This window comes from Mesorhizobium sp. WSM4828 (assembly GCF_055811175.1).
In genome coordinates this window covers 1-26812 of sequence record NZ_JBVVQK010000019.1, presented here as the reverse complement: position 1 = coordinate 26812, position 26812 = coordinate 1, and the positions used below count along the sequence as shown (strand labels likewise).

Below are 26812 nucleotides of genomic sequence, written 5' to 3'. Positions count from 1 at the left end.
TCCAGAGGAAGAGCCCCGCTGGCGCGGCGCCTCATTACGCCAGCCGAAACAATGACGCAAGCAGGCCGCACGCTATCCGCGCGGACGCGAAAACCGGATTCCACTTTTGCTGATCGCACAAAGCCATCCGAAGCGCGATCGGACACAAAACCGGATTCCACTTTTGCTGATCGCGCTTGAGTGCTAAACGCCCGCCTTCATGCATAGCCGGGCCGCGTTCGGCCGGAAGCTTTTCGGGAAAGAAAATGTCCGCCTTCAAATCCGATTTCCTGCGCACGATGAGCGAGCGCGGTTTCATCCACCAGACCTCGGACGATGCCGGCCTCGACCAGCTTTTCGCGACGGAAACGGTGAGCGCCTATATCGGCTTCGACGCAACCGCGAGGAGCCTGCATGCCGGGTCGCTGATCCAGATCATGATGCTTTACTGGCTGCAGCAGACCGGCCACCGGCCGATCGCCCTGATGGGCGGCGGCACCTCGATGATCGGCGATCCGTCGTTCAAGGACGAGGCGCGCAAGCTTTTGACGCCGCAGGACATCGAGGACAATCTCGCCGGCATCCGCCGCAACTTCACGCCTTACCTCAAATTCGGCAGCGGCCCGAACGACGCCGTCATGATCAACAATGCCGACTGGCTGATGGACATCAACTACGTCAATTTCCTGCGCGATGTCGGCCGGCATTTTTCGGTCAACCGCATGCTGGCCTTCGATTCGGTCAAGCTCCGGCTGGATCGCGAGCAGTCGCTGTCGTTCCTAGAATTCAACTACATGATCCTGCAGGCCTACGACTTCGTCGAACTCTACAAACGCCTCGGCTGCCGGCTGCAGATGGGCGGCTCCGACCAGTGGGGCAACATCGTCAATGGCATCGATCTCGGCCATCGCATGGAAGGCGCGCAGCTTTATGCGCTGACGACGCCGCTGCTCACCACCTCCTCCGGCGCCAAGATGGGCAAGTCGGCCTCGGGCGCAGTCTGGCTCGATGCGGAGATGTTGAGCCCGTACGAGTTCTGGCAATATTGGCGCAACACCGAGGATGCCGATGTCGGCCGTTTCCTGAAGCTCTACACGACCTTGCCGCTCGCCGAGATCGCACGTCTCGAACGGCTCGGCGGCTCGGAGATCAACGAAGCCAAGAAGATCCTCGCCACCGAAATCACCGCCATGCTGCATGGCCGCGAGGCGGCGGAGGAGGTAGCCAAGACAGCAGAAGCGCTTTTCGAAAGAGGTCAGTCAACCGAGTCATTGCCGACAGTAACAATCGACAAAGGAGAGGATGACAGATGGCAATTTGGCAGGTCGAATGCTGCAATTGCGGTCGCGTCCGGGCTTGTGTCATCTAACTCGGAAGCTCGGCGCAAGATGGCGGAAGGTGCTCTACGCATCAATGACAGGGTCGTCACCGATCCGAACGAAATTGTCTTGTGGACCGACCTGTACGAAAACACCGGAGCATTCAAAGTTCAACTGGGGAAGAAGAAGGTCGTTCTGGTGCGGCCGATCTAACGCCTGCTGAGGCTTAGGTGAAACCTAGCCGGGGACGGGCGCAAGCAATGGATCGCTGCATTCCTCGGCCACTGTAACGGCATGGATCCTAGGGTCTCCGCGACGTCGCTTCGCGCCTGCTCCGCCCTAGGATGACGAAGGCATGGTGGCTCAAGGCTAGTCGCGGATGTCGGAGAGCGAGGCGGTCGCGTGGCGGCCGATGGCAAAGCAACCTTCGAGATTGGCTGAAACCACCCCTCGCTTCGTCATCCTAGGGCGGAGCAGGCGCGAAGCGACGTCGCGGAGACCATAGGATCCATGCCGTTACCTCTAGGCGCTGCTACGCTGAACAGCACCTCACCCGGCCTTTTCGCCTCACCCCCCTCACCTACCCATCTCAGCGATATTCAAAGATCGACCGGAAAATCCCGGGCGCGATCACCGATAGCGGATTGACCTCGAGGATCGGCTTGTTGGCGTTGCCCTTGAGCCGGTAGGTGACGCCGATCAGGCCGCGGTCGCGGCCGTTGCCGAGCAGCGCGCCGATCAGCGGCAGTTCGCCGAAGATGCGGTTTACGCCGTAGGCTGGCATGAACGTGCCGGTCATGTCCATATTGTTGTTCTGGTCATAGAGCGTGCCTTGGAAGGTTGTGCCGATGCGCGGACCGCGCAGCACGCCGTTGCGCAGCTTCAGATAGCCGCTGCCCTTCTCGATCTCGCTGAAACCGCGCTCGAACTTCACCCTCGATGTGTCGAGATTGCCTTTGACCGCCTCGTTGAGGCTGCGGCTGTCGCCGGCCGGCGTCGTCGACACGATCGAGGCGAGCTTCGGCTCGTTGACGACAACGAAATTCCTGGCGTCGACCTGGCCTTTCAGCGGACCGTCGCCGGCCCCGGTGAGCGCCAGCGTGATCGAGCCGCCTTCCATATGCTCGTAGATGTTGAGGAAGCGCAGTATGGCGCCGGCATCGGCCGACTTCATGTTGAGCGTTCGCAGGCCGCCGCCGGTGGTGTTGCTGACGGTGATCGCGGCTCCCGAACTTGCCGTGGCGCTCACCTTGAGACCGTTCACCCGGGAGCCGGCGGCGCTGTAGTCGAGCTTCAGATTCGACAGCACCTCGTCGTGGAAGCCGGTCAGGGAGCTGACGTCGGCGCTGACCGAGATCGCATCGACGCCGGTGGTCTTGGTGGCGGTGTCGACGTCGGACGTGAATTGCTTGATCAGCGAGCGTGCGTCCAGCGCGCTGCCGCTGACCTCGACCGCATAGGCCTTGCCCGACCGCTTCACCGAGACGGCGACGTCGTCGCCCCTGTTCAACGTGACCTTGCTGAACCGGGCCGAGGACAAGGCGCCGTTGACCAGCACCGCGCTGCCATCGATGGAGAAGGTCTTGCCGTCGAGTTCGAAATTGGACAGGGTCGTGGTGTCGCCGGTCTTCGCCATGGCGAAGACGACCTTGGCGGGAATGCCGGGGCCCTTGCTCCAGCCGGCCCAGGGAATGTCCAGCCTGGCATTGGTCAGGTCCGCCGACACGTTCTGGTTGCCGGTGCCGCTCTTGTCGATTGCCACCTTGATGGTCCCGGAAAGCAGCGTCGACAGGCCAGGCATGGCGGTGGCGCGCGTCTTGTCGTCGAGCACCAGCGCTACTTTACGACTGCGCGGCGGGCCGCCATCCCTGAGCGGCTCGATCAGGTCGAGCTCGGCCGGAATGCCGTTGAGCAGCGCCTCGGCCGAGATCACCGCCCGGTCGGGCGCGACGGTGATCGCGCCATCGGCATGGCTGATCGTCTGGCCCTCAAACGGCTTGCCCAGCGACAGGTCCTTGTAGTCGAGCGCCACCAGCCAATCGAGTTTGGAAGAGTCGACACCGGACTGCAGCGGAATATCGGCCTTGACGTGGCCGGTCACCGTGCCGGACAGGTCGTCCGGCAGCAGGCCGACATGGCGCATGGCGTTGATCGGGTCATAGGATGCCAGCTCGGCGATTGCCGGCGCCTCGCCGGCGACATCGATGTCGAGCGCGCCGATCACCGGCGGATGGTTCGCCGCCTTGACGGTAAGCGTGCCGTTGCTCGCCGCCACCGTGCGGCCGCTCGGCATATAGACGCTGCCCGACGACAGCGCGACATCGACGTCGTTGCCGTGGAAGCCGACGACGCCGACGGCATCGCGGATCGGCGGGATGCGGCCGGCAGTGTCGAAGCGCGATCCTTCGACCTGGAATCGGCCGAACACTTCATCGGCGGAAAGCGGCACGCCGTTGCCGAGCCGTCCGGGCACGACCTGGAATTGCAGGCTGCCGTCGACGACGCGGCCGCCGAACAGGTTCTTAAGCACCCACAGCCTGGCATTGCGCGCCGAAAACCATGGCCATAATTGCTTGACGTGCGAGACCGGCATGTCGTGGACATTGAGCGCCACCGATATGCCCGGCGCCTGGTTGGCGACGAATGCAACCGAAGCCGTGCCCAGCACTTCGCTGCCCGGTCCGGACCGGACGCCGATCTGCTCGGCGACCAGCTTTTGGCTCGTCGGCTGGTAAACGCCGGCGATACGGGCAATGAAGCTGAGTGCCGGCTCCGGCGAATCCGAAGGCGCCAGGGTCGAACCGTCGCTGGTCAGGTCGTAACGATAGGATGGCTCCTCGCCCGCTGTGCCGGTGGCCGGCTTCGGCCCGATCGAACCGGCGAAATCGAAGGTCGAGCGGCCGGTTTTCACCAGCAAACTGTCGACCTGGATTTTATTCGACCCGGCGACGAGCGTTGCATCGAGATCGATGTCGGCCGGAAGCAGGCCGCGCGAACCGAGATCGAGCACCGATCCGGTCAGCGACAGGGCAGCGGTCAGCCGCGAACCGTTGTCGCCGGTCCCTTCCGACCCCGCCAGCTTCAAGGCGATCGCACCCAATTTGCCACCTGCCGCCGCAGTGTCGGCGTCCGCCGCCTGGATGCTGGCGTCCAGCGTGGTGATGCGTCGCGTCGCCGGATCGCGGGTGGCGGAAGCGGCGATGGTAAGCGCCCTGCCGTCGACATCGGCGTCGGATGAAAGCTCCATGCTTCCCGGTCCGGACTGCGAGACGGAGGCGTCGGCGATGGTGACCGACTTGACCGATCCGGTCTCGGGCAGTGCCAACTCGACGTTGCGCAGATCGATCTGGCGCATCGAATCCTCGCGCACCGCATCGAGCGCGCGATTGAGATTGGCGAAGACGGCGGCGGAAAGTTTTTCCGGATCGATGAGGCCGTCCTGGTTGCGCAGCCCGGCCGTCCAGTCGCCGCCGGACGGCATCGCCGCCATGACGATGTGCGCGTCGGAAATCCGGGCACTGGTCAGCCGTACCTCGCCCGAAAGCAGCGGGATCAGCCGGATGCCGAAGCGGACCCAGCCGGCATCGGCCATCGGTTTTCCGTCGGCGGTCTTGAGGCTGACGTCGCTGACCTGCAGCGCAATGAAGCTCGACCCGTCAAGCGTCAGCCGGGCCGGCCCGACGGCAACGTCGACATCGAAGCCGGCCAATTTCTCGATTGCCGTTTCGGCTTCCGCGCGAAGCCGCTCCGAGCCGAAGCCGGACACGCCGATCGCATAGACGCCGGCGGCGGCCAGCAGCACAAGGGCGAAGAGGCCGGCAAACAGCCGCGCCATCAAACGAACGCCGCGACCGATCGACGCCTGCCCAAGCGGCGGGACGCGGCACGCGGACGGAAAGGTTCCCAGGTCGGTGATCTCGTCACGCCTGAACCTGATCTTCTCGTGCTGCGGCAGCTCCTGATCCACGCAATCTTCCGTTGAAACGAATTCGATCGTGGACGAATCCCCGCTCGATATTATATCGGTGCAGCCTGGCGCGTAACCTCAAACAAGGGCATCGGTATGGCTGACCTCGACGTGGGCGATGTTGCGCCGCAATTCGATCTTCCGCGCGACGGCGGCGGTTCACTCAGCCTCGCCGCATTGCTGGGAAAACCCATCGTACTCTATTTCTACCCACAGGACGACACCACAAGCTGCACCAACGAGGCGATCGGCTTTTCGCAGTTGAAGCCGGAGTTCGAAAAGGCCGGCGCTGTCGTCATCGGGCTGTCGCCGGACAGCATCAAAAAACATGACAAATTCAAGGCGAAATACGATCTGAGCGTCGACCTTGTCGCCGACGAGGAGCGCAAGGTGATCGAGGCTTACCATTTGTGGGTGGAAAAGAAGCTCTACGGCCGCACCTATATGGGCGTCGAGCGGGCGACATTCCTGATTAGCCGGGACGGACGCATCGCCAGGATCTGGCGCAATGTCCGCGTCAAAGGGCACGCCGAAGACGTGCTGGAGGCGGTTCGCGCAATTTGAGAGCTGCGCCAGGCCGCTGCAATTCGATACCCGTTTTGCGCGAAGACAAAACTTTGTTAACCCTAATAATGTGTAATCAGGCTCGTCGTTGGTGTCGTAACGAAAGCTTGGTCCCGTGAACGTAGGCAGTCAGTCAGCGGTCTTCGGCAGACGCAAAGAGCCCCACACGGTCATCATCGCCCGGGGCGACCAGATAAGGCATTTCACCATACGCCCGTGGCTGGCTGCATTTTGCGGCTCGGCGCTGGCGGCGATCGTCATTGGCTATCTGCTGGCGACCTCCTATCTGGTGCTGCGCGACGATCTGATCGGCGCCACGACGGCGCGGCAGGCGCGAATGCAGCAGGCCTACGAAGACCGCATCTCGGCACTGCGCAGCCAGGTCGACCGCATCACCAGCCGCCAGCTACTCGATCAGCAACTGATGGAAACCAAGGTCAGCGAGCTGCTGGAACGGCAGAGCCAGCTCAGCCTGCGTCACGGCCGCCTCGGCCCGATCCTCGAACGAGCCGAAAACGAGGTCGCAACGCCGCCCGTGCCGACGGCAAAGCCGGATGAACATGCCGACGCGACCGGCAGCATCCAGCCGATGGCCTATTCCGTCGCCAGCCTTGCCGCCCCGCTTGCCGCTCCTGTGGGCGGTGACGACACCAGGCCGTTCTCGCTGTGGTCGACCCGCGCCGATCCGCTGCCGAGCGAAAGCGCGGCCGACCGGGCAGACAAGCTCTTCGTTTCGATCAACAACTCGCTGAAGGCCATCGAGAGCCAGCAGCTCACGCGAATCGCGAGGCTCGCCGACAATGCCTACAAGAGCGCCGACGCGATCTCGCAGGCGCTCGAGGCCGCCGGCCTGCCGGTCGACAGCGAATTCGAAAAGAGCGACGTCGGCGGTCCGCTGATACCGCTCGACAGTTCGTTGGTCTTCGACAGCAAGGTCAAGGAGTTGGACGAAGCGCTTGACGCGCTGGATCATCTGAAAAAGGAAGCGCGCCGGCTGCCGCTCGCCAACCCCGCGCCCGGCCATAGCGTCACCAGCCCGTTCGGCGTGCGCACCGACCCCATCCTCGGCACGGCCGCCTTGCATTCCGGCATGGACTTCAGGGCGCCGGTCGGTATGCCTGCCAAGGTCACGGCAGCCGGCGTCGTCGTCAAGGCCGGCTGGAACGGCGGCTACGGCCGCATGGTCGAGGTCGACCACGGAAACGGTTTTGTGACGCGTTACGGGCATCTCAGCGAAATCGACGTCGCCGTCGGCCAGAAGCTCGATGCCGGAGACGTCATCGGCAAGACCGGCAATAGCGGCCGCTCGACCGGCCCGCATCTGCACTACGAAGTTCGCCACAATGGCGAAGCGATCGACCCGCTGCGGTTTTTGACCGTCGGCAAGAAGGTCGAGCGGTACCTCTAGGAGCCGGGTTGCTCCCCAGACGAACCAGCAATTGACCGGCATTGGCCGGCGCTGCCACGCCAAGGCGGCCTCGCCTAAGTATCCTCGGGCGATCGCCCTCCGCCCTGTTCTCTCAGCAAACATTTCGGCTCCAGCCCTTGTGGGCTTGTGCCCCACAGCGTTGACTCCGACGCAGTTGTAGGATGATATGTATAAGCGTATGCCTTAGCCTAGCAGGCTTGTAATGACCGTTCACGGTATCCCGCCTGAAATTCTGAATGCCCTGGAGAGCGCTGTCGGACAAAGCGGCGTGGCTGCCGAAGCGGCCGGCATGGCGAAATACCTTTTGGACTGGTCCGGGGATCATCGCGGCGGAGCCCTTGCGGTGCTGAAGCCGGCTTCCGTCGGCGAAGTCCAGGCTGTGGTGCGGCTCTGCGGCACGCTCGGGCTCGGAATCATCCCGCAGGGCGGGAACACCGGGCTGGTGGCGGGCGCAATCGACATCGACAGCCGTGGCGCGGTGGTCGTCAGTCTGGAGCGGTTGAACGGCATTCGTCTTGTCGACGCCGACAATTTCATCCTGCAGGCCGACGCCGGCTGCATCCTGCAGCACATCAAGGATGCGGCAGAGGCACAGGATTGCCTGTTTCCGCTGGCGCTCGGCGCGCAGGGAAGCTGCCAGATCGGTGGCAATGCGGCCAGCAACGCCGGCGGCACCAACGTGCTGCGCTATGGCATGGCGCGCGACCTCATCCTCGGCCTCGAAGTCGTCCTGCCCGACGGCGAGTTGTGGAGCGGCTTTTCCGGCCTGCGCAAGGATAATCGCGGCTACGACCTGAAGCAGCTCTTCATCGGCAGCGAAGGAACGCTCGGCATCATCACCGGCGTCGAGCTCAAGCTGTTCCCGAAACCGGCCCGGGTCGAGACCGCCTATCTCGGTCTCGCCTCGTTCGAAGCGGCCATCACCCTGTTCCGGCACGCTCGCCGGGCCTCATCCGATCTGATTTCGGCCTTCGAGATCATCGGTTCGGAGTGCATCGACCTCGCCCGCTTGATCGATGCCGACATCGTTTCGCCGGTCGAAGCTCCCGTCCACGTGCTGATCGAACTCTCCGCAAGCGTTGCGGTCGATCTGCGCTCCATGCTGGTCGATTTCCTGGCCGGAGCGATGGAGAGCGGCCTGGTTGCCGATGCCGTCCTTGCTGAAAGCGTTGCGCAGGCCAGGGCGTTCTGGGCCATTCGCGAGGGCTTGGTCGAGGGCCAGGCAAGACGCGGCTACCATGTGCGCACCGACCTTGCGGTCAGGATATCGGACATCCCCGCCCTCGTCGGTAAAGCCCGCCAATTCGTGGCGCTGGAACATCCCGGTTGGCTGCCGCAGGCCTATGGCCATGCCGGCGACGGCAATATCCATTTCAACGTCCTGCCACCGCCTGGGCTCGCCGAGGGTGAAGCTCGTGCCCAGGGCGCGGAGATCACCGCCGGACTCTACCAGATCGTCGGCGCACTTGGCGGCTCGATCAGCGCCGAGCACGGTATCGGCCGCACCCGCCATCGCACTTTCTGGGCCGGCCTGGCGCCTGCCCATCGCCAGCTCATCACGGCGCTCAAGAGAACGATCGACCCTCAGGGATCGATGAATCCCGGCTGCCTGCTGCCATCGACGGAGACCTTTCCATGAAGCAAAGACTGGCCGCTATCGGCACGGTGGAGGCGCTGCCGCATCGCGTCGCCGCGTTCCTCAGCCGCGAGATCGAATCCGGCGAGCTCAATCCGGGCACGCGATTGCCGACCGAGCAGCAGCTCTCGGAAAAATTCGGCGTCAGCCGCAACGTAGTGCGCGAGGCGATCGCTCAACTCAGGGCCGATGGCATGATCGAAGCCCGGCAAGGCGTCGGCGCCTTCGTGCTGGCGCCGGAGCAGCGCGCGTCGATCCGGATCGATGGCGAGGCGCTGAAAGCGACCGGGAATATGGAGCGGCTGTTCGAACTGCGTTGCATACTGGAAGCCGAGTCAGCTGCACTCGCCGCCGAACGGCGCGGGCAGGAGCACCTCGACGCAATCAAGGCGGCGCTAGACCGGATGAGCGGCGAGGAGCGCTGGGAAGAAGGCAGCATCGACGCCGACCTTTTGTTCCATCGCGAGATCGCGCGGGCGACCGGCAACAACTACATCCACACCTTTATCTCCTTCGTTTGCGAGCAGATCCGCCGCTCGATCCACTACGCCCGCCTCACCAATCCGCTGCACGACCTGGTCGAAGTCAATGTCGGGGAGCACGTGCGCATCTATGAGGCGCTGGTCGCGGGCGATCCCACGGCCGCCGAGGCGGCGATGCGCGCCCACATCATCGGCGCCGCCGACCGCGTCGGCGTCAAGCTGCCGGCATCGCGCGCCGCGCACAGCACAGGGAGATAGCCATGCCGGTCGGAGGCGCATATGCGATTTCGGACGTCTGCCTGCTCGTCGAAAACATCGAGCGGACGGTTGAATTTTACGTCGAGAAACTCGGCTTTCGCCTGCGGCGTCGCGCCGAGGGCTTTGCCGACTTCCATGGCGAGGGCGTCACGCTGGCGGCATGGGAGATCGATCACATCAACCGGCACACCGGCGTCTCGAGGTTGAGGTCGCCGCGCCAGGCGCACAAGGTTTGCGTGGCGGTCAGGCTCAACGCGCCCGGCGAGATCGACCGGCTGCATGGCGAACTGGCAGCCAAGGGCGTCCCCTTCTACGGCCCGCCGGAGGATTATGTCTGGAACGCGCGCTGCGCTTATTTCACCGATCCAGACGACACGCTTTGGGAATTATACGCCTGGCTCGACGGCGGCCCCGGCGACTACCACGACGAACAGCCGTAGACGACGCCGCGCCGCGGGAACGGCGCGCAATGAAGAGACGAGAACGTCTTGCAACAGGAGCGAAAAATGAGTGGGAACAGAGACTACGACATGAACCGCCGCAGCTTCGTGAAAGCCGGCTTCGCCGCCGTCGCGGCAGCTTCGGCCGGAATGCAGCTCGTGCTGACGCCCGGCGCCAGGGCTGCCGGAAAGGTCGTCATCCAGTATGACTGGCTGATGTCCAACGGACAGATCGGCGACATCGCGGCCGTCGCCAACGGCTATTTCAAGGACGTGGGCCTCGAGGTGGAATTCAGCCCCGGCGGCCCCAATGCGGCGACGGTGCCGCCGGTGATTTCGGGCGCCGCACAACTCGGCCAGTTTTCCGAAACGCCCCAGCTCTACGCGGCGCGTGCCAGCGGCGTGCCGGTGAAGATCATCGCCTGCGGCTTCCGCACCGGTCCCTATGCCTTCACTTCGAAGCCTGCCAAGCCGATCCGCGGCGTGGCCGACCTCAAGGGAAAGAAGATCGGCATCCAGCCGACGGCGCGCTTCGTCATCGATGAGATCCTGGCCAAGAACGGCATTGATCCGTCCGAGGTCACCGTCGTCAATGTCGGCTTCGACAAGGCGCCGCTGGTGCGCGGCGACGTCGACGCGATTGGCGGATGGATCACCAACACCCAGGCGCTGAGCGTCGTCGGCGACGACAGGATCGATCTTCTGGTGCGCGATCTCGGGCTGAACTCCTATGCCGACGTCTATTTCGCTACCGACACCGCGATCGAACAGGATGCGGACACGCTGGCGAAATTCATCGGCGCCGTCGCCAAGGGCTGGGGCTGGGTGCACGCCAATCCGCAGGAAGCCGTCAAGAAGATGGTCGAGGCCTATCCGGAAATGGACCTCGGTTGGGAGCAGAAGACGATCAATCTGGTGCTGAAACTTTCCTTCGACGGTGCAACCGCCAAGGACGGATGGGGAACCTTCGATCCCGCCTCGATCGAGGAGCAGCTGGCACTGCTGGACAAGGTCGGCCAATACCCGAACGGCCGGCCCACGGCAGCCGATGTCTACACCACCAAGATACTCGAATTGTCGGCCGCTGACCGACCCAAGCTCGACGCGCCCGCCGCTTGATGGCGAACGCGATCGAGGCCCGCAGGCTGGATGTCGGCTATGGCGGCCGGCTGCCGGTGGTGAAAGTGCTCTCCGGTCTCGACCTGTCGGTGGAGGCCGGCTCCTTCCTGTCGATCCTTGGACCTTCGGGATGCGGCAAGTCGACCCTGCTCCGTGTGGTCGCGGACCTGCTCGATCCGCTCGGCGGCTCGATCAGCGTGCTTGGCGACACACCGCATGCGGTCCGTTCGCGGCGCGATGTCGGTTTCGTCTTCCAGGACTCGACCCTGCTGCCCTGGCGCACCGTGCGCGACAACGTCCGCCTGCCGCTCGATATCGGACAAGGCCGGCTGACCCGGACAATAGACGATCGAACCGACGAACTGCTTGATCTGATGGGGCTTGCCGGGTTCGGCGAGCGCCTGCCGCACCAATTGTCCGGCGGCCAGCGGCAGCGCGTGGCGATCGCCCGGGCGCTGCTCGGGCAACCCAGGCTGCTTTTGATGGACGAGCCTTTCGGCGCGCTGGACGAGATCACCCGCGACCGCCTAAACGACGAGCTTTTGTCGTTGTGGCGGCGCACCGGCACGACCATCCTTTTCGTTACTCATTCGATCGCCGAAGCCGCCTATCTCGGAGAACGGGTCATCGTTCTTGCCGCCAATCCGGGCCGCCTGGCCAGGGACCTCGACATGCGGCCGTTCAAGCAGGCAGGCAACCGCTGTTCGCGCGAGGATCCGGCGATCGTTGCCGCGATGGCCGAACTGCGCGGCGCGCTGGAACAGGCCTCATGAGGCAGGCGCCCTTGCCATCGGCGCTGGCCGTCGCCCTGCCCGTTTTTGGCGCGGCTTCGATCCTGCTCGCCTGGCAGTTCCTGCTGCCATGGCTCGGCGTGCCGGCCTATATCGTCCCGACGCCGGCGGCCATATCAGGCGTGTTCCGGAAGAGTCTTGCTTTGCTGCTTAGCAATCTCTGGCCGACGCTGATCGAGGCGCTGGCGGGATTTGTCATCGGCAATCTTGCCGGTGTGCTGCTGGCGGTGCTGTTCGTGCACAGCCGCATCCTGCAGGCCGCCTATTTTCCGATCGTGCTGTTCTTCAACACCATTCCCATCCTGGCGCTGTCCCCGATCATCATCCTGATCTTCGGGCTCGGCATGACGCCGAAGATCGTGATCGCTGCGGTGATCTGCTTCTTCCCGACGCTGGTCAACATGATCCGCGGGCTGGACTCGGCCAGCGACAACGAGCACGAACTGTTCCGGGTGCTATCGGCTACGCGCTGGGAGATCTTCTGGAGCCTGCGCCTGCCAAGAGCATTGCCGATGCTGTTCTCCTCGCTGAGAATTGCTTCGGCCACGGCCGTGATCGGCGCCATTGTCGGCGAGTGGATCGGGTCGGATAAGGGCCTCGGCGCGCTCATCATCCAGGCGACCTTCAACTATCAGTCGGACCGGCTCTATGCGGCGATCGTGCTGTCGTCTTCGCTGTCGATCGCGCTGTTTGCGATCGTGGTTCTGCTGGAGCGACGTACCATCCGCTATTGATCATACCCTTGATGGGCCATCCGCCGGCTTCGCTCAGCGCGGCTGTCGATTTATTTTTGAATTCCATTTGACTGAATAAATCTTCGGTGCCAGTCTGGCCTCTCTCGAGGGCGCAAGGCATGGCACTGCGGGGAACCAATCAGGAGTTCGGGCGGCCGTATAACCGGCGCATCGTGCTCGAATCCATCCGCCTTCATGGCCCGATCGCCCGCGGCGACATTGCCAGGCGGGTCGGGCTCACCGTGCAGACGGTGTCGACCATCGTTCGCGAGCTGGAAGAGCACGGTTACGTGCTGTCGCTGCGCGAAGAGCCCAAGGGCCGCGGCCTGCCGCCGGCAACGCTGCGCATCAATCCGGAAGGCGGCTATGCCGTCGGCATCCACGTCACCCCGCTCGGCATCAATGCCGCGCTGATCAACCTCAGCGGCGACGTCATCGAGAGCAGCTATCGCGAAGCCCCAAATGCAACGCCCGACCGCGCTTTCGAGCTGATCGGCGCCATGGTGCTCGAATTGACGGCATTGCGGCCCGGTGGCCGCGTTCTCGGCATCGGCATGGCGCTGCCCGGCCCGTTCGGCGTGGAGTCCATGAGCTTTGTCGGACCGACCACCATGACCGGCTGGAAAGATGTGGCGCTGCGCGAGCGGCTGGCCGCCTCGACCGGACTGCCGGCCTTTTTCGAAACCGACATGGCGGCGGCTGCGATCGGCGAGCGCCTCTACGGCCTCGGCACGGCATATTCCGAATATTACTACCTCTATTTCGGCGTCGGCCTCGGCGGCGTCATGGTGCATGACGGAGCCGCATTGCGCGGCGCCTGGGGAAACGCCGGTGAAATCGGCCACATTCCCGCGGTGCCGGGCGGCGAGCCCTGTCCGTGCGGCAATCGCGGCTGCCTCGAACGGTATCTCTCGCTGGAGGCGCTGCGTCGCCGCAACATCGCCGACACCGACTGGGTCAGCGAGATCGCGCCGATCTTCCGCAACGCCGTCACCATCATCGAAAATCTGTTCGATCCCGAAACCATCATCCTCGGCGGGCTGGCGTCCACCGATCTGCTCGAAAGACTTGCCGGCGCGGCCGCGCACCTGCCCAATTCGGTCTCGGCGCGAAGCGACCGCACGACGCCCCGCGTCAGCGTCGCCAGCGGCGGCCAGCATGCGGTGTTGCGCGGCGCCGCCGCACTTGCCGTTTCGGGGGTGCTTTCGCCCCGCTTCGGCCAGATCTTCACCGCCGAACGCGAACGCGGACGGGATCTCTTGCATAACAAGGGGATCGCGGCATGAGCGAACCGCTGCTGGTGCTCGATAACGTTGCCAAGAATTATGGCGCCATCGAAGCGCTGAAAGGCATCAGCTTTTCGATCGGCAAGGGCGAAGTGGTGGCGCTTCTGGGCGACAACGGCGCCGGCAAATCGACGCTGGTCAAGATCATTGCCGGCGGCCTGGAGCCGACCTCCGGCCGCATGCTGTTCGAAGGCAAGGAATTCCTCGCCAAATCTCCCGCCGAGGCCAAGGCCGCCGGGATCGAGACGGTTTACCAGGACCTGTCCCTTTGCACCAATGTCGACGTGGTCGCCAATTTCTTCATGGGCCGCGAGATCACTAGAAAGGTTCTCGGCATTCCGGTGCTCGACGAGCGCGCCATGGAGCAGGTGGTACAAAAGGCGCTGGCCAGCGCCGGCACCCGCATTCCCTCGCTTCGCACCAATGTCGAGCACCTCTCCGGCGGTCAGCGGCAGGCCATCGAGCTCAACCGCTTCGTGCATTTCGGCGGCAAGCTGGTGCTTCTCGACGAGCCGTTCGCGGCGCTCGGCGTCGAGCAGACGCGGCGCGGCCTCGACATGATCCGTCAGGTGGCGAGCCAGGGCATCGGTGTCGTCATCATCACCCATATCATGCAGCAGGCCTTCCAGGTCGCCGACCGGATCGTGGTGATCCGGCAAGGCGTTGTGGCTGGCGATGTCGCACGCAACAAAACAAGTCCCGACGCGGTGATTAACATGATCACCGGAGAGACGCTCGCCGGTGCCGGACCGGCGAACTGAGGGACAAATGAGGGGTCCGGCGCAAGAGGAGCGAACGACATGAAGAAAATACTTCTTTCCGTCTTCGGTATCCTGGCACTGGCCTTTGCCACGCTCACGCCGGCATTCGCTCAGTCGAAGGGCACCGTCTACTACATGGTGCCGACATTGCTCGATGAGTTCCAGACCGGCTCGGTGAGCGCGCTGGAACTGTTCCTGAAGCAGGTCGGCTACGAGATGAAGACACTGAACGCCGACAACAAGACTGACGCGCAGCAATCGCAGATGAACGACGTCATCGCGCTGAAGCCGGCGGCGATCATTCTTGCCGCCGTCGATTTCAATGCGCTGAAACCGTCGGTCGAGGCGGCCCGTGCCGCCGGCATCCCGGTCGTCGAGTTCGACCGCCAGATCACCTCGACCCCGTCCGACTTCACCTCGGTGGCCGGAACCGTCGAGATCGGCTACGTCGCCGCCGATCAGGCGCAAAAGCTCCTGACCACGAAGAACGGCTCGGTGAAGGGCAAGATCCTGCAGGTGCTCGGCGATCCGGGCGACCCCTACACGCTCGACATCCAGAAGGGTTTCGAGGAGAAGATGAAGGCATTCCCGGACGTCAAGATCATCTCGCTGCCGGCCATGCAATGGGAGGCCAGTAACGCCGGCACCATCGTTGCCGACCAGATGCTCGCCAACCCCGACATCGACCTGATCTTTAGCCATGCCGCGCATCTTTCGGTCGCTGCCGTCGCCTCGCTCGAGGCCGCCGGCAAGAAACCGGGCGACGTCATGCTGATGAGCTCGAACGGCGCTCCGGTCGGCCTCGACCTGATCCGCAAGGGCTGGCTCAATGTCGAAGTCGAGCAGCCGCTCTACGCCCAGGCCGCGGCGGTCGCCATGTTCATGGACAAGGTGGTCAACAAGCAGGAGATCAAGCCCGGCGAATATGATGTGCTTGGCCTGAAATCGACCCTGACCAAGGAAGCGTGGGGGCCGAACATCAAGATCCCCGGCGCTGCGATCACCAAGGAAAATGTCGATAACCCGGCCTTCTGGGGCAACATGAAGCCGCCGACCGAATCCATCAAGCCGGTCGAATAGCAAACTCGCCAGAAGCTCCGGGCCACACAGGCCCGGAGCCAGCCCTGCAGCCCTGGTGCGTTCGAACGGACGCGCACGGGAACGTTGCAGCAATTTTCAACCGCGCCTGATCTTTCCGAACACCGAGTGGCTTTTTTCGGGGTCGGCGCCAACCGGATCCGCAGATGAACCCCCGCACGCGCCAAACCCTCGAGTTCATCCTCGACAATCTCGTCTGGTTCATGCTGGTCTTCGTGCTGGTGGTCTTTTCCATCCTCATCCCGAACTATTTTCAGCTCGGCATCTTCGCCAACATCATCGAGGCGTCGAGCGTGCTCGGCGTGATGTCGATCGGCCTGGCGCTGGTCATCATCGCCGGCCATATGGACCTGTCGGTCGAATCGGTGGCGGCGCTCAGCGCCATGGCGGTCGGCATCCTGTTCTGCTCGTCGGGCATCGGCCTTGGCATCCAGTTGCAGCCGCAATGGCTGATGGTTCCGGTTTCGCTGCTCATCGCGCTTGCCGTCGGCGGCCTGATCGGAGCCTTCAACGGCTATCTGGTGGTCAGGGTGAAGATGAGCGCCTTCATCATCACCCTGGCTTCTTACATCTGGGTGCGCGGCCTGGTGCTGGTCATCTCCGGCGGCCGCTCGGCACAGGACCTTGCGCCGGCGATACGCTGGTTCGCCATCCAGCGCCTGCTCGGCCTGCCGCTCACCGCCTGGATCGCCATTGCGTGTTTCGTGGTGTTCTCGCTGATCATGGCCAAGACGCCCTTCGGCAGGCATTTGGTCATGATCGGCGGCAACGAGACGGCGACCTTCCGCGCCGGCATCCGCGTCAACCGCAACCTGGTCATAGCCTTCGTTCTCGCCGGCGCCATCGCCGGCCTTGCCGGCTGGCTGCTGGCGATCCGCACCTCCGGAGCCAGTGCCAATCTCGGTGCGGGATTCTTGTTCAACGCCTTTGCCGCCGTCGTCATCGGCGGCGTCAGCCTGAAAGGCGGTGTCGGCACCTTGCCCGGCGTCTATGCCGGCGTGCTGCTGCTGTCGGCGATCAACACGGCGATCAATTTGATGGGCCTGCCGGCCAATTTCACCCTGGTGATACACGGCCTGCTGGTGCTTGCCGCCGTGCTGCTCGATGCATTCAGGCAGACCATCCGCCAGAGGCTCGCATGAGCAGCCGACCGCAAAACCGGCGACTTTTTGGCAAGGTGGCGCTGGTCATCGGTGCTGCCCGCGGCATTGGCAAGGCGATCGCGCAGCGCTTTGCCGAGGAAGGCGCAAAGCTGGTGCTGGCCGATACCGAGACCGAAGCCGGGCAAGCAACGGCAGATGAGGTCGGCGCCCACTTCATTCGCACCGACATTTCGCAGATGGCCGATGCGGAAGCCGCCGTGGCGCTGGCCCTCGACCGTCACGGTCGGCTCGACATCATGGTGCAGAATGCCGGCATCTATCCCTGGCAATTGCTGGAAAACACCAGTCCCGACGACTGGGACCGGGTCATGGCGGTAAACTTGCGCGGCAGCTTTGTCGCCGCACGTGCGGCGCTGGTGCCGATGAAGGCACAGCATTTTGGCCGCATGCTGTTCACCTCCTCGATCACCGGCCCGCATGTCACCAGCCCCGGCCACGGCCATTATTCGGCGACCAAGGCCGGCATCAATGGGCTGATCCGTTCGGCTGCGCTCGAATTCTCGGGCTACGGCATTACAGTCAACGGCGTCGAGCCCGGCAACATCCTCACCGAAGGCATAGAGCAGCATCGCGGCGCGGCCTTCATCAAGAACATGGAAGACGCCATCCCGCTCGGCCGTCTCGGCAGCCCGCGCGATGTGGCCAATGCCTTCCTGTTCCTGGCCTCTGACGATGCCAGTTACATCACGGGCACGACCATCATCGTCGATGGCGGGCAGCTTCTGCCCGAGGGCAAGGACTTCCGGCTGCTGCCGCCATGATCCTCGATTTCGGCGGCGGTTTCTTCCTGCGCCGGGCGACCGCCGCCGATCACCAGACGCTTGCAATGATCTGTCTCAAGACCGGCGATGCCGGCAAGGACGCCAGCGGCCGCGAGGACGACCCGGACCTGCTCGGCCTGCTCTACACCATTCCCTACCAGGTTCTCGAACCCGATCTGGCCTTTATTGTCGATAGCCCCACAGGTGCGGCCGGCTATCTGCTTGGCGCCGCCGACACAGCCGCTTTCAATGCCAGCCTGGCGTCAGACTGGTATCCGGACCTGCAGCGGCGCGTCGCCGACCCGGGATCCGACAGCTCGCGCTGGCGCGGCAGCGATTGGGCGCGGCATCGGGTCCATCATCCCGATTTCGCTGTTCCACCTGCGCTGGCGGCCTATCCGTCGCACGGCCATATCGACCTGTTGCCGCAAGCGCGCGGGAAAGGCATCGGCAGGCGCGCGATGGCCTTCCTCGAGCAGCGCCTTGCCGCGAGCGGCTCGACCGGCATCCACCTCGAAGTCATGCCGCAGAACGATGGTGCGCTGAAGTTCTACAAGGCAATCGGGTTCGAGGTGGTGCAGGATCCGGAACCAGTGAAGCGATGCGTCTACGTCGGAAAACGGCTTGCGAATAGGGCGGAAGCTGCAGGCTGAGCCGCGGCGGGCAATCGCACAAGTCGCACACGACATCCACGGACATGGAAGGATCGCAGCGTCAACACGGTGCGGGCCAATCGGAGTCGTGGCGGAGCGTCTACTAGTTCAGCGTGGGCGGCAGGGGAACATCCGCGACCGTTTCCCCGGCCACAATGGAGAACACATAAAGCAGATAAATGGTTAGTACCAATAACGCTAGGAATGAGCCGCTGGCAAAGATTCCCGCAACCGTGGTGCGGCGATACGGTTCAACTTTTTCCTTCTTAAAGGTGTCTTCTTCGCTCCGGGTTGTCAAAACCCGTTCGCCTGGAAGCTGGATTTTTTCAGCCTCCTTCGATATCTTATCCGCGAGATCTCCTGCGATCACAGGATCATTCGCAAGATGACTCGTAAGCCATCCAGGAATATTTTCGCTCCCGCCCATGCCCATACGCAAGTAAGGTTTAGTTTTTGTTTGTGATCTCTAGAATTACTGCAAGTTTTAGCTTTCGGCAATCGTTTGCCACCTAAGGAGGCAGCAGATCAGACTTAGGTCCCAACGGGAAGACCGATTGATCAGACCAAAGTCCTAGCTCTTATGCTCCCTACCCCGAACCGTGAAGCGTTTGGGAGCGAAGTTACCGCAACAAAGACGAAACCATTGGTTGCATTGATCGCTGGTCTGTTTGCCGGGCAGCTCAGTATCCAGGGTCCGTGTGCCCTACGAGGGACCTTAGCATCGACAACCCACGTGCTTGTTAGCCAATCTCGATACCATCACTCTCGAGACGCCCGCCTTGGCTCTGCGACCGCTTCAGCAGTGAATGCGACGCCTCGATCAGCCGGCGCGATAGGGCGATCGTGTAGCGAAGCTCTTCAATCAGCGCGGTTCCGTGTTCAGTGGCCTGACGAGCACGTGCTACTTGGCTATTGTCGGGCTTGCGAGGGAATTCTTTCACGCTCCGACCTCCAAACCATGCCGAAATTATCGCGAAGAGCAATGCCTGGGCAACGAAGAAGCCCGCCGCGTCTTTTCGACGGTGGGCGATCAGGAAAAATGATAAGGGATGCCAGATAGTTGCGTCTACCAACCGCCAGTTGGACGAATCTCCGACAGTGCAGGCGGTGTGTGAACCGGACATCGCAAAACGACAATGCCTGGATGAACACGTCGATGGAAAGTGGTGGGCGATGACGGGCTCGAACCGCCGACATCTTCGGTGTAAACGAAGCGCTCTACCAACTGAGCTAATCGCCCGCTCCGGGCCGGACCTTTAAGCAGTTAGGACCGGCTTCGCAAGGCCAAATGAGCGGCGAGTGGCTTGGCCGGGAGCCGGTTTCGGCAACAAAGTTCGGCTTGTCAAAAAACCTTCTGCTGTTTGCCGTTATGCTGTCCGGGTCCGCTTGACACCCGCTGGCTTACCCCTTATCCACCGCCCCAACGACGAACACGGCTGACACGTGCTCGTCCATGCGCGGGTGTAGCTCAGTTGGTTAGAGTGCCGGCCTGTCACGCCGGAGGTCGCGGGTTCGAGCCCCGTCACTCGCGCCATTTCTCCTTCGGGCCACGGCCCTTGGTGTTGGAGAAATGTCGACGTTGATTTGTCAAAACCATCGTCGTTCGTGAAGTAATCCACAAGACCTCACACCTTGGCCAGCAGTGCCTCGACTTCCTGCAGCGTCGGCATGGACGGGGCGGTGCCTGGACGCGTCACCGAGATGCCGGCGACGGCGCAGGCGAAGCGCACGGCCTGCAAGGGTTCCATCCCCCTCGACAGCGCCGCCGCCAGGCCGCCATTGAAGGCGTCGCCCGCGCCGGTGGTCTCGACAACCGGGCCGGCGGCGACCGCTGCGACATGCTCGGAACGATCGGCCGTGTGCAGCAGCGCACCCTTTTCGCCGAGCGTTACGATGACGGCGGCAACGCCCTTCTCGAGCAGGCTGTCGGCGGCACGGCGGGCATCGTCGATGGAGGACACCTTGATGCCGGTCAGTTCCTCGGCCTCGGTCTCGTTCGGCGTGACATAGTCGCAAAGCGTATAGATGCGGTCCGGAAGCTTGGCCGCCGGCGCCGGGTTGAGGATGGTGGTCACCCCTGCCCCGCGCGCGATCTCCAGCGCCCGCAGCGCCGCCTCGATCGGCTGTTCGAGCTGGGTGACGAAGACGCCGGCCGCGCGGATCAGGCCGGCATTTGCCTCGATATCGGCGGGCGAGATCAGCATCGCCGCACCGGGGCTGACGATAATGGCGTTGTTGCCGCTCGTCTCCTCGATGAAGATATAGGCGGCACCGGTGTAGCTTTTCGGCGTGTCGATGACGGCGCTCTTCACGCCGGCGTGCGACCAGGTCTGTCTCGCCATGTCGGCAAAAGGATCGACCCCGAGGCGGGTAAGGAAGGTGATATCGGCGCCGAGCCGGCCGGCCGCCACTGCCTGGTTCGAGCCCTTGCCGCCGGGGCCGAGCGTGAAGGACGTGCCCAGGATCGTCTCGCCCATGCGCGGCTGGCGGGCGGCGCGGTAGGCGGTGTCGGCGACGAAGACGCCCAATATGACAATAGGCTTCATGACAATCGGTCTTCCCGGCATGCCGCTACTCCGCATCCGGTGGCACGACGCCCTTGCGGAAGGCAAAACAGCCATAGAAGCGGCGCTCGCCGGTCTGGATGACGCAATAGGCCTTCTTGGCGCGTTCGTAGAAGGCGTAGCGCTCGACCGAGATCATCGGCCAGGCCTTGCCCTCGGCGGCATCGATCTCTTTTTGCACTTCCTGCTGCACGGCAGGGATTTCGACCGGCTTGCCGACGATCTCCATGCGCGCGGCCGCGTCGTCGACGAAGGTGTCCAGCGGATAGAGCGAAAGCACCGCCTTGACCACCTCGGCCGCCGACGCATCGATGCGCAGCAGCCGGCCAAGCACGGTCTGGCGCGCCACCGAATCGGACGGGAAATTGGTGTCGGCGATAATCAGATCGTCACCGTGACCCATCGCCCGCAGCGCCTGCAGCACATCGGCATTGAGCAGGGGATTGATTCCTTTGAGCATGGTATTCCTCGCGAAGTTTGCTGGGGCGAAATCAGAGCCGCTTGCCGGTCTCTGCGTCGAAGAGATGCACCTGGTCGAGCCGTGGTTTCAGGTGCAGTGTGTCGCCCGGCTTGAAGTCGTGGCGCTCACGGAACAGCGCCACCATCTCGCCCTCGCCGAAGCGCAGGAACACCAAAGTCTCGGAACCGGTCGGCTCGACCACCGAAATCTTCGCCGGAACACCATCGGGATGGATTTCGAGATGCTCGGGCCGCACGCCGTAGACGACATTACGGCCGTCCTCGACGGCACTGGTCGCCGCGATCGGGAACGGCGTCCCGGCGATCTCGACGACCGGCTTGTCGCCCTTGCGCACGACGCCCTTGAGCAGGTTCATCGAGGGCGAGCCGATGAAGCCGGCGACAAACAGGTTGGCCGGCCGGTCGAACAATTCCAGCGGCGCGCCGATCTGTTCGATGCGACCGTCGCGCATCACCACGATCTTGTCGGCCATGGTCATGGCCTCGATCTGGTCGTGGGTGACGTAGATGGTGGTGGTCTTCAGTCGTTGGTGCAGTTCCTTGATCTCGGTGCGCATCTGGACACGCAGCTTGGCGTCGAGATTGGAGAGCGGCTCGTCGAACAGGAACACCTGCGGGTTGCGCACGATGGCGCGGCCCATGGCGACGCGCTGGCGCTGGCCGCCAGAGAGCTGGCGCGGATAGCGCTTGAGGTAGGGGTTGAGGTCGAGGATGTCGGCGGCGCGCTTGACCCGCTCTGTGACCACCGCCGGGTCGGTTTTGCGTAGCTTGAGAGCAAAGGCCATGTTCTGCTCGACCGTCTTGTGCGGATAGAGCGCATAGTTCTGGAACACCATGGCGATGTCGCGCTTGGCCGGCGGCAGATGGTTGACGACACGCTCGCCGATGGCAATGGTGCCGCCGGAAACGGTTTCCAGCCCGGCCACCATCCTCAGCAGCGTGGACTTGCCGCAGCCGGAAGGTCCGACCAGCACCACGAACTGCCCGTCGGCGATGTCGACGCTGACATCGTGCAGAACCTTGACGGTTCCGAACGCCTTGGCCACATTGCGGATCGCGACTTGAGCCATTATTCCCCCTTCAGTTGCCGTGAAGCTAAACAACGCAAACGGCGAGGGCAAGTCAGTCTCTTATAGATAAAAAACCCATTCACGTTGACACCGCACTTCGTTGTGCGAATAGTGACAGTGTCCGGCTTATGACCCTGTTCCGGGCGCACCGGTACGCTTGTCCGGTACTGAATGCCAAGCGTCGCGGGAGGGAGAATTCGGGCCGCTATTTACGGGAGTCGCTGTCGTTGGGGAACATAATCGGCGCTCCACCATCTGAACCAATTCACAATTGACCTTCTGGGAGGAACGAAATGAAAGTCAGCCTTTATAACCAACTTGTCCGCGCCGGGGCCACCCGCCGCGACGTGCTGAAGGGAGCGGCCAGCATGGCCGCCCTCGCGGCGGCCTCAAGCGCCGGACTGGGCGCGCTGACGCGCCCGGCTGCGGCCGCCGATGATCTGCGCGCGCAGATCCTGCAGATCCCTGGTGTCGGCAAGGGTCAGCCGACCGATGCCGACTTCCAGCAGGTCGGCGAGCTGTGTCTGGGCGCCACCAAGGCCAACGTCAAGGAAGGCGAATTCGCCGGTGTCGAACTCACCTTCATGGGCCTCAACAACCAGAACCTGCACAATGTGCTGTTTCGCGGCTTCCTGAAGCCGTGGGAGACCTATACCGGCGCCAAGATCAACTGGATCGACCTGGCGCAGGCTGACTACAACGCCCGCCTGCAGCAGTCGATCGCGACCGGCACGGTCGATTTCGACATCATCGAAATGGGAGCACCGTTCGAAGGCGACGTCTGCGGCAAGGGTCTCACCTCCGAGATGCCGGACTGGGTCAAGGACCAGATCGACATGAAGGATGTCGTGGCCTATCTGCAGCCGCCGGTGGGCACCTGGGACGGCAAGCAATATCGCGTCACCGTTGACGGCGACGCACATAATTTCAACTACCGAACCGACGTGTTCGCCGATGCCGACCTCGCCAAGGCCTGGAAGGACGGCGGCGGAGAAGGCGAATGGGGCGTGCCGAAGACCTGGCAGCAGGTGCAGGCGGTGACGAAATTCCTCAAGGGCAAGCAGGTGAACGGCCAGGATGTCTTTGGCTATCTCGATGCGCCCAAGCCCTGGGGCGGTTTCGGCTTTTATTTCCTCGGCAGCCGCGCCAGCGCCTACGCCAAGCATCCCGATGACAAGGCCTGGCTGTTCGATGCCGACACGATGAAGCCGCGCGTCAACAATCCGGCATGGGTGCGGGCGATCCAGGACGTCATCGATGCCCTGCCCTCCGAACCTGCCGACCAGATCAACGCCGACCCGAACACCACCGCCTTCCAGCAATTCCTGGCAGGCACCGGTTCGATGGTCACCTGGTGGGGCGACGTCGGTTCGAACGTCAAGACCAACGATTCCTCGGTCGTCGGCGACATCACCGGCTTCTCGATCCTGCCGGGCTCGGACGATGTCTACAACTCCAAGACCGGCCAGTGGGACAAGCTCGCCAGCGGGCCGAACCATGCGCCGAACTGCGCCTATCTCGGCTGGGGCGTCTATGTCATGGCCCGCGTCGACAGCGACGAAAAAAAGAAGAAGGCGGCCTGGTCTGCCGCTGCCCATCTCGGCGGCAAGGACCTGTCGCTCTGGTGTGCGGCCTATCCGTCGGGTTTCCAGCCCTATCGCAACTCGCATTTCAACATTCCGGAATGGGTGGCGGCGGGCTACGACGAAGCGTTCATCACCTCGTATCTGAAGTCGGAAGCCGACAGCTACAACCATCCGAACGCGGCGATCGAGCCGCGCATCCCCGGCATCTTCCAGTACTACAGCGCCGCCGAGGACATTTTGGCCAACACCTTTGCCGGCAAGATGAAGGCGCAGGAAGGCGCCGACGCCATCGCAGCCGCCTGGGAGAAGCTGACCGACCAGATCGGCCGCGACAACCAGATCAAGCTCTACAAGGCCTCGCTCGGCATGTAGGCTGAGATCGTGAAACCTGGTCCGGCAGCGCACAGCCGCCGGACCTCCCCTTGACCGACTTGGCCTCGACCGGCTCGGCCGGTCATCGAGCCTCCTGTGAACAGGCAAGACGCGTGGCTGACCGGACCCTGGCTGACCAGACTTTGTCGACAAGTGAATGGCCGGCAGGCGCCGTGCCATCCGACCTGATACCGCGGAGCCGCAAACGGCTTGGCTGGGGGCTGATGGCTGCTGCGACGCTCGGCCTTCTGGCGGTGATTACGCTGCAGATCCTCTACAAGAGCGAGGTCGACGCTATCGGCTTCGACACCTGGCGGCCCGTGGTCTACGCCTACGTGCTGTGGGGTGTCGCGCTCGGCATCGGCCAGGTACTGACGCGCGGCGAGGACGGCCAGCGCGCGCTGTTCCTGCTGCCGGCGCTGCTGTTCACCATTGCCATGGTGATCTTCCCGACGCTGTTCGGCTTCTACATCGCGCTGACCGACTGGAACCTCAGTTCCTTCAGCGGACGGCAGTTCAACGGCCTCGACAATTTCTGGCAGATGCTGAACGACGCCTATTATCGCAACGCGCTGTTCAACATGGTGCTCTACGTGCTGGCGGTGTTCGTCGAATATGTCATCGCCTTCGGCCTGGCGCTGCTGCTCAACGCGCAGATTAGGGCACGAAAATTCTTCCGCGTCGTATTTCTCATGCCCCTGATGCTGTCGCCCGTCGCGGTTTCGTGGATGATCGGCAAGTCGCTGATGGAGTACCGCTTCGGGCCCGCCGCGACGCTGGCGCGGCATCTCGGCTGGGAAAACCCGGCCTTCTTCTCCAACCCGATCACCGCCCGCATCTCGATCATGGTGCTCGATGCCTGGACCTTCATCCCGTTCATGATGATCATGCTGCTGGCCGGGCTGCAGGCGATGTCGCGCGAGGTGCTCGAAGCCGCGCGGGTCGACGGCGCCAACGCCTGGCAGACCTTCTGGCAGGTCACTTTCCCGCTGATGCTGCCGGTGTCGGTGACGGCGGTGATCCTGCGCATCATCTTCAAGCTGAAGCTTGCCGACATCATCATCACGGTGACGTCCGGCGGTCCGGGCGGTGCGACAGATTCCGTGTCGAGCTTCATCTATCGCGAGTATCGCGACCGCTCGAATGTCGGCTACGGCACTATGCTGGCGATGGCCTATCTGGTCATCATCATTGTGTTCGTCACGTGGCTGTTGAAATTTGCCAATCGCTTCGTGCGCAATGTCAATTGAAGCAAGATCGGGTGAATTGAAACAAGATGAGCGTCCAGACCACCGAATATGTCGCCTCGGAGATCCGCTCGCCGGCGAGCTTCGTCGCCAGTCGCGTCTTCATCTACGGCGCGCTCGCCTTCTGGGCGTTCATCTGCCTGTTCCCGATCTATTGGACGATAACCACCTCGTTCAAGACCGCGGTCGACGTCACTCAAGGTCATTTGATCCCGTTCGTCGATTTCCAGCCGGATTGGAAAGGCTGGCGCTCGCTCGGCCTTTCACCGGACTCGATCTTCCAGACCTCGACCGTGCGCGAGGAATTCCTCAAGCGCTTCATGAATTCGGTGATCACCTCGGTCGGCGCATCGAGCCTCGCCATCATCATCGGCAGCCTCGCCGCCTACGGACTTACCCGCTATCGCTACCATTTCGCCTGGTTCAAGAACGAGGACATCTCGTTCTTCTTCCTGTCGCAGCTGATCCTGCCGCCGGTCGTGTTGGCGCTGCCCTTTCTCGTGCTTTACCGGGAAGTCGGCATGCTCGACACGCGCGTCGGGCTGATCCTGCTCTATACGCTGATGGTGCTGCCGATCGTCATCTGGATCATGCGCGACCAGTTCAATTCCATTCCCGTCGAGCTTGAGGAAGCAGCCCTCGTCGACGGCCTGTCGATCTGGGGCGCGTTCTTGCGCATCGTCATGCCGATCGCGCTGCCGGGCATGGTCGCCGCCTTCATCCTGGCGATGGTGCTGTGCTGGAACGAGTATTTCTTCGCCGCGCTTTTGACCTCGACCGACGCCAAGACCATTCCTGTCATGGTGGCGAGCCAGACCGGCTCGCAAGGCATCAACTGGTGGTCGATGGCAGCGCTTGCCACCGCCGCCATCACACCGCTCGCCGTCATCGGCATCGCGCTCGAGCGTTACCTGATCATGGGCATGACCGCGGGCGCGGTGAAGTAATTGCGCCAGCCTTCCCTTCTCCACAACAACTATCGCATTCACACATCTGGGTTGCGCTTTGCGGCGAAGCTCGATTCTATTTCGGCGGGAAAGCCGAAGGAGGATT

General features: G+C 63.1%; 25 protein-coding genes and 2 tRNA genes. 19 read left to right on the top strand and 8 right to left on the bottom strand.

The features are described from left to right. Positions 1-34: 34 nt before the first annotated feature. Positions 35-259, bottom strand: a complete 225-nt coding sequence (locus AC0L2X_RS20835) for a hypothetical protein (protein ID WP_473555897.1) — start codon at positions 257-259, stop codon at positions 35-37. Between AC0L2X_RS20835 and tyrS the strand changes: the two genes are divergently transcribed. Further along, positions 246-1511: a tyrosine--tRNA ligase gene (gene tyrS / locus AC0L2X_RS20830; RefSeq protein ID WP_473555900.1), complete on the top strand. Its 1266-nt coding sequence runs from the start codon at positions 246-248 to the stop codon at positions 1509-1511. The two genes, AC0L2X_RS20835 and tyrS, sit on opposite strands and share 14 nt — an antisense overlap. A gap of 376 nt (positions 1512-1887) precedes the next feature. Here the strand turns inward: tyrS and AC0L2X_RS20825 are convergent, their stop codons facing one another. Then, complete coding sequence (locus tag AC0L2X_RS20825; RefSeq protein WP_473555901.1) at positions 1888-5265, bottom strand: hypothetical protein; 3378 nt, start codon at positions 5263-5265, stop codon at positions 1888-1890. A 96-nt stretch (positions 5266-5361) separates the two neighbouring features. On the opposite strand from AC0L2X_RS20825, the gene AC0L2X_RS20820 reads away from it, so the two are divergent. The 14 genes from AC0L2X_RS20820 (at position 5362) to AC0L2X_RS20755 (ending at position 18440) form a co-directional block, all read left to right on the top strand. After that, a complete protein-coding gene (locus tag AC0L2X_RS20820; protein WP_473555903.1) occupies positions 5362-5829 on the top strand; it encodes a peroxiredoxin in 468 nt (155 codons plus the stop codon). 115 nt (positions 5830-5944) lie between these two features. Further along, positions 5945-7237 (top strand): M23 family metallopeptidase, encoded by a 1293-nt coding sequence (locus AC0L2X_RS20815; protein WP_473600275.1) that lies wholly within the window; start codon positions 5945-5947, stop codon positions 7235-7237. Between the two features lie 223 nt (positions 7238-7460). Beyond that, positions 7461-8897, top strand: coding sequence for an FAD-binding oxidoreductase (locus AC0L2X_RS20810; RefSeq protein ID WP_473555908.1), 1437 nt, complete (start codon positions 7461-7463; stop codon positions 8895-8897). After that, entirely contained in the window at positions 8894-9634 is a 741-nt protein-coding gene (locus AC0L2X_RS20805; protein WP_352662624.1) for a FadR/GntR family transcriptional regulator, read from the top strand. Before AC0L2X_RS20810 ends, AC0L2X_RS20805 begins: the two co-directional genes overlap by 4 nt. Before the next feature lie 2 nt (positions 9635-9636). Further along, the gene (locus tag AC0L2X_RS20800) at positions 9637-10074 is read left to right on the top strand and encodes a VOC family protein (protein ID WP_473555910.1); all 438 of its coding nucleotides are present in this window, start codon (positions 9637-9639) and stop codon (positions 10072-10074) included. A 90-nt stretch (positions 10075-10164) separates the two neighbouring features. Further along, entirely contained in the window at positions 10165-11193 is a 1029-nt protein-coding gene (locus AC0L2X_RS20795; protein ID WP_473556075.1) for an ABC transporter substrate-binding protein, read from the top strand. Further along, complete coding sequence (locus AC0L2X_RS20790) at positions 11193-11966, top strand: ABC transporter ATP-binding protein (RefSeq protein ID WP_473555912.1); 774 nt, start codon at positions 11193-11195, stop codon at positions 11964-11966. Before AC0L2X_RS20795 ends, AC0L2X_RS20790 begins: the two co-directional genes overlap by 1 nt. Next, the gene (locus tag AC0L2X_RS20785) at positions 11963-12718 is read left to right on the top strand and encodes an ABC transporter permease (RefSeq protein WP_352491919.1); all 756 of its coding nucleotides are present in this window, start codon (positions 11963-11965) and stop codon (positions 12716-12718) included. Before AC0L2X_RS20790 ends, AC0L2X_RS20785 begins: the two co-directional genes overlap by 4 nt. Before the next feature lie 119 nt (positions 12719-12837). Then, complete coding sequence (locus AC0L2X_RS20780; RefSeq protein ID WP_352491918.1) at positions 12838-14004, top strand: ROK family transcriptional regulator; 1167 nt, start codon at positions 12838-12840, stop codon at positions 14002-14004. Further along, positions 14001-14765 (top strand): ATP-binding cassette domain-containing protein, encoded by a 765-nt coding sequence (locus tag AC0L2X_RS20775; protein ID WP_352477330.1) that lies wholly within the window; start codon positions 14001-14003, stop codon positions 14763-14765. Before AC0L2X_RS20780 ends, AC0L2X_RS20775 begins: the two co-directional genes overlap by 4 nt. 39 nt (positions 14766-14804) lie before the next feature. Beyond that, entirely contained in the window at positions 14805-15845 is a 1041-nt protein-coding gene (locus AC0L2X_RS20770; protein ID WP_352491917.1) for a sugar ABC transporter substrate-binding protein, read from the top strand. Between the two features lie 164 nt (positions 15846-16009). Continuing rightward, complete coding sequence (locus tag AC0L2X_RS20765) at positions 16010-17005, top strand: ABC transporter permease (RefSeq protein WP_352491916.1); 996 nt, start codon at positions 16010-16012, stop codon at positions 17003-17005. Then, complete coding sequence (locus tag AC0L2X_RS20760) at positions 17002-17787, top strand: SDR family oxidoreductase (protein WP_352491915.1); 786 nt, start codon at positions 17002-17004, stop codon at positions 17785-17787. Before AC0L2X_RS20765 ends, AC0L2X_RS20760 begins: the two co-directional genes overlap by 4 nt. Next, complete coding sequence (locus AC0L2X_RS20755; protein ID WP_352491914.1) at positions 17784-18440, top strand: GNAT family N-acetyltransferase; 657 nt, start codon at positions 17784-17786, stop codon at positions 18438-18440. The genes AC0L2X_RS20760 and AC0L2X_RS20755 overlap by 4 nt, the downstream gene beginning before the upstream one ends. A gap of 103 nt (positions 18441-18543) precedes the next feature. Here AC0L2X_RS20755 and AC0L2X_RS20750 read toward each other — a convergent pair whose 3' ends face one another. From AC0L2X_RS20750 to AC0L2X_RS20740, 3 genes are all read right to left on the bottom strand, one after another. Beyond that, a complete protein-coding gene (locus AC0L2X_RS20750; RefSeq protein ID WP_352491913.1) occupies positions 18544-18867 on the bottom strand; it encodes a hypothetical protein in 324 nt (107 codons plus the stop codon). Between the two features lie 313 nt (positions 18868-19180). After that, positions 19181-19564 carry a hypothetical protein gene (locus tag AC0L2X_RS20745; protein ID WP_473600274.1) on the bottom strand — a complete coding sequence of 128 codons (384 nt, stop codon included), beginning with the start codon at positions 19562-19564 and terminating at the stop codon, positions 19181-19183. A 40-nt stretch (positions 19565-19604) separates the two neighbouring features. Further along, positions 19605-19680, bottom strand: a tRNA-Val gene (locus AC0L2X_RS20740). A 217-nt stretch (positions 19681-19897) separates the two neighbouring features. Here AC0L2X_RS20740 and AC0L2X_RS20735 point away from each other — a divergent pair. Beyond that, positions 19898-19974, top strand: a tRNA-Asp gene (locus tag AC0L2X_RS20735). Between the two features lie 91 nt (positions 19975-20065). Here the strand turns inward: AC0L2X_RS20735 and rbsK are convergent. From rbsK to AC0L2X_RS20720, 3 genes are read right to left on the bottom strand one after another with little or no spacing between them, the layout of a single operon-like run. Further along, positions 20066-20986, bottom strand: a complete 921-nt coding sequence (rbsK, locus tag AC0L2X_RS20730) for a ribokinase (protein ID WP_473555918.1) — start codon at positions 20984-20986, stop codon at positions 20066-20068. Positions 20987-21011: 25 nt separating this feature from the next. Beyond that, positions 21012-21464: an RbsD/FucU family protein gene (locus AC0L2X_RS20725; protein ID WP_352491910.1), complete on the bottom strand. Its 453-nt coding sequence runs from the start codon at positions 21462-21464 to the stop codon at positions 21012-21014. Between the two features lie 31 nt (positions 21465-21495). Then, entirely contained in the window at positions 21496-22554 is a 1059-nt protein-coding gene (locus AC0L2X_RS20720; protein ID WP_473555919.1) for an ABC transporter ATP-binding protein, read from the bottom strand. Between the two features lie 293 nt (positions 22555-22847). On the opposite strand from AC0L2X_RS20720, the gene AC0L2X_RS20715 reads away from it, so the two are divergent. The 3 genes from AC0L2X_RS20715 (at position 22848) to AC0L2X_RS20705 (ending at position 26706) form a co-directional block, all read left to right on the top strand. Continuing rightward, positions 22848-24512: an ABC transporter substrate-binding protein gene (locus AC0L2X_RS20715; protein WP_353041286.1), complete on the top strand. Its 1665-nt coding sequence runs from the start codon at positions 22848-22850 to the stop codon at positions 24510-24512. Between the two features lie 128 nt (positions 24513-24640). Continuing rightward, positions 24641-25762: a carbohydrate ABC transporter permease gene (locus tag AC0L2X_RS20710; protein ID WP_473556076.1), complete on the top strand. Its 1122-nt coding sequence runs from the start codon at positions 24641-24643 to the stop codon at positions 25760-25762. 26 nt (positions 25763-25788) lie between these two features. Continuing rightward, positions 25789-26706 carry a carbohydrate ABC transporter permease gene (locus tag AC0L2X_RS20705; RefSeq protein WP_352491907.1) on the top strand — a complete coding sequence of 306 codons (918 nt, stop codon included), beginning with the start codon at positions 25789-25791 and terminating at the stop codon, positions 26704-26706. The last annotated feature ends 106 nt before the right edge of the window (positions 26707-26812 follow it).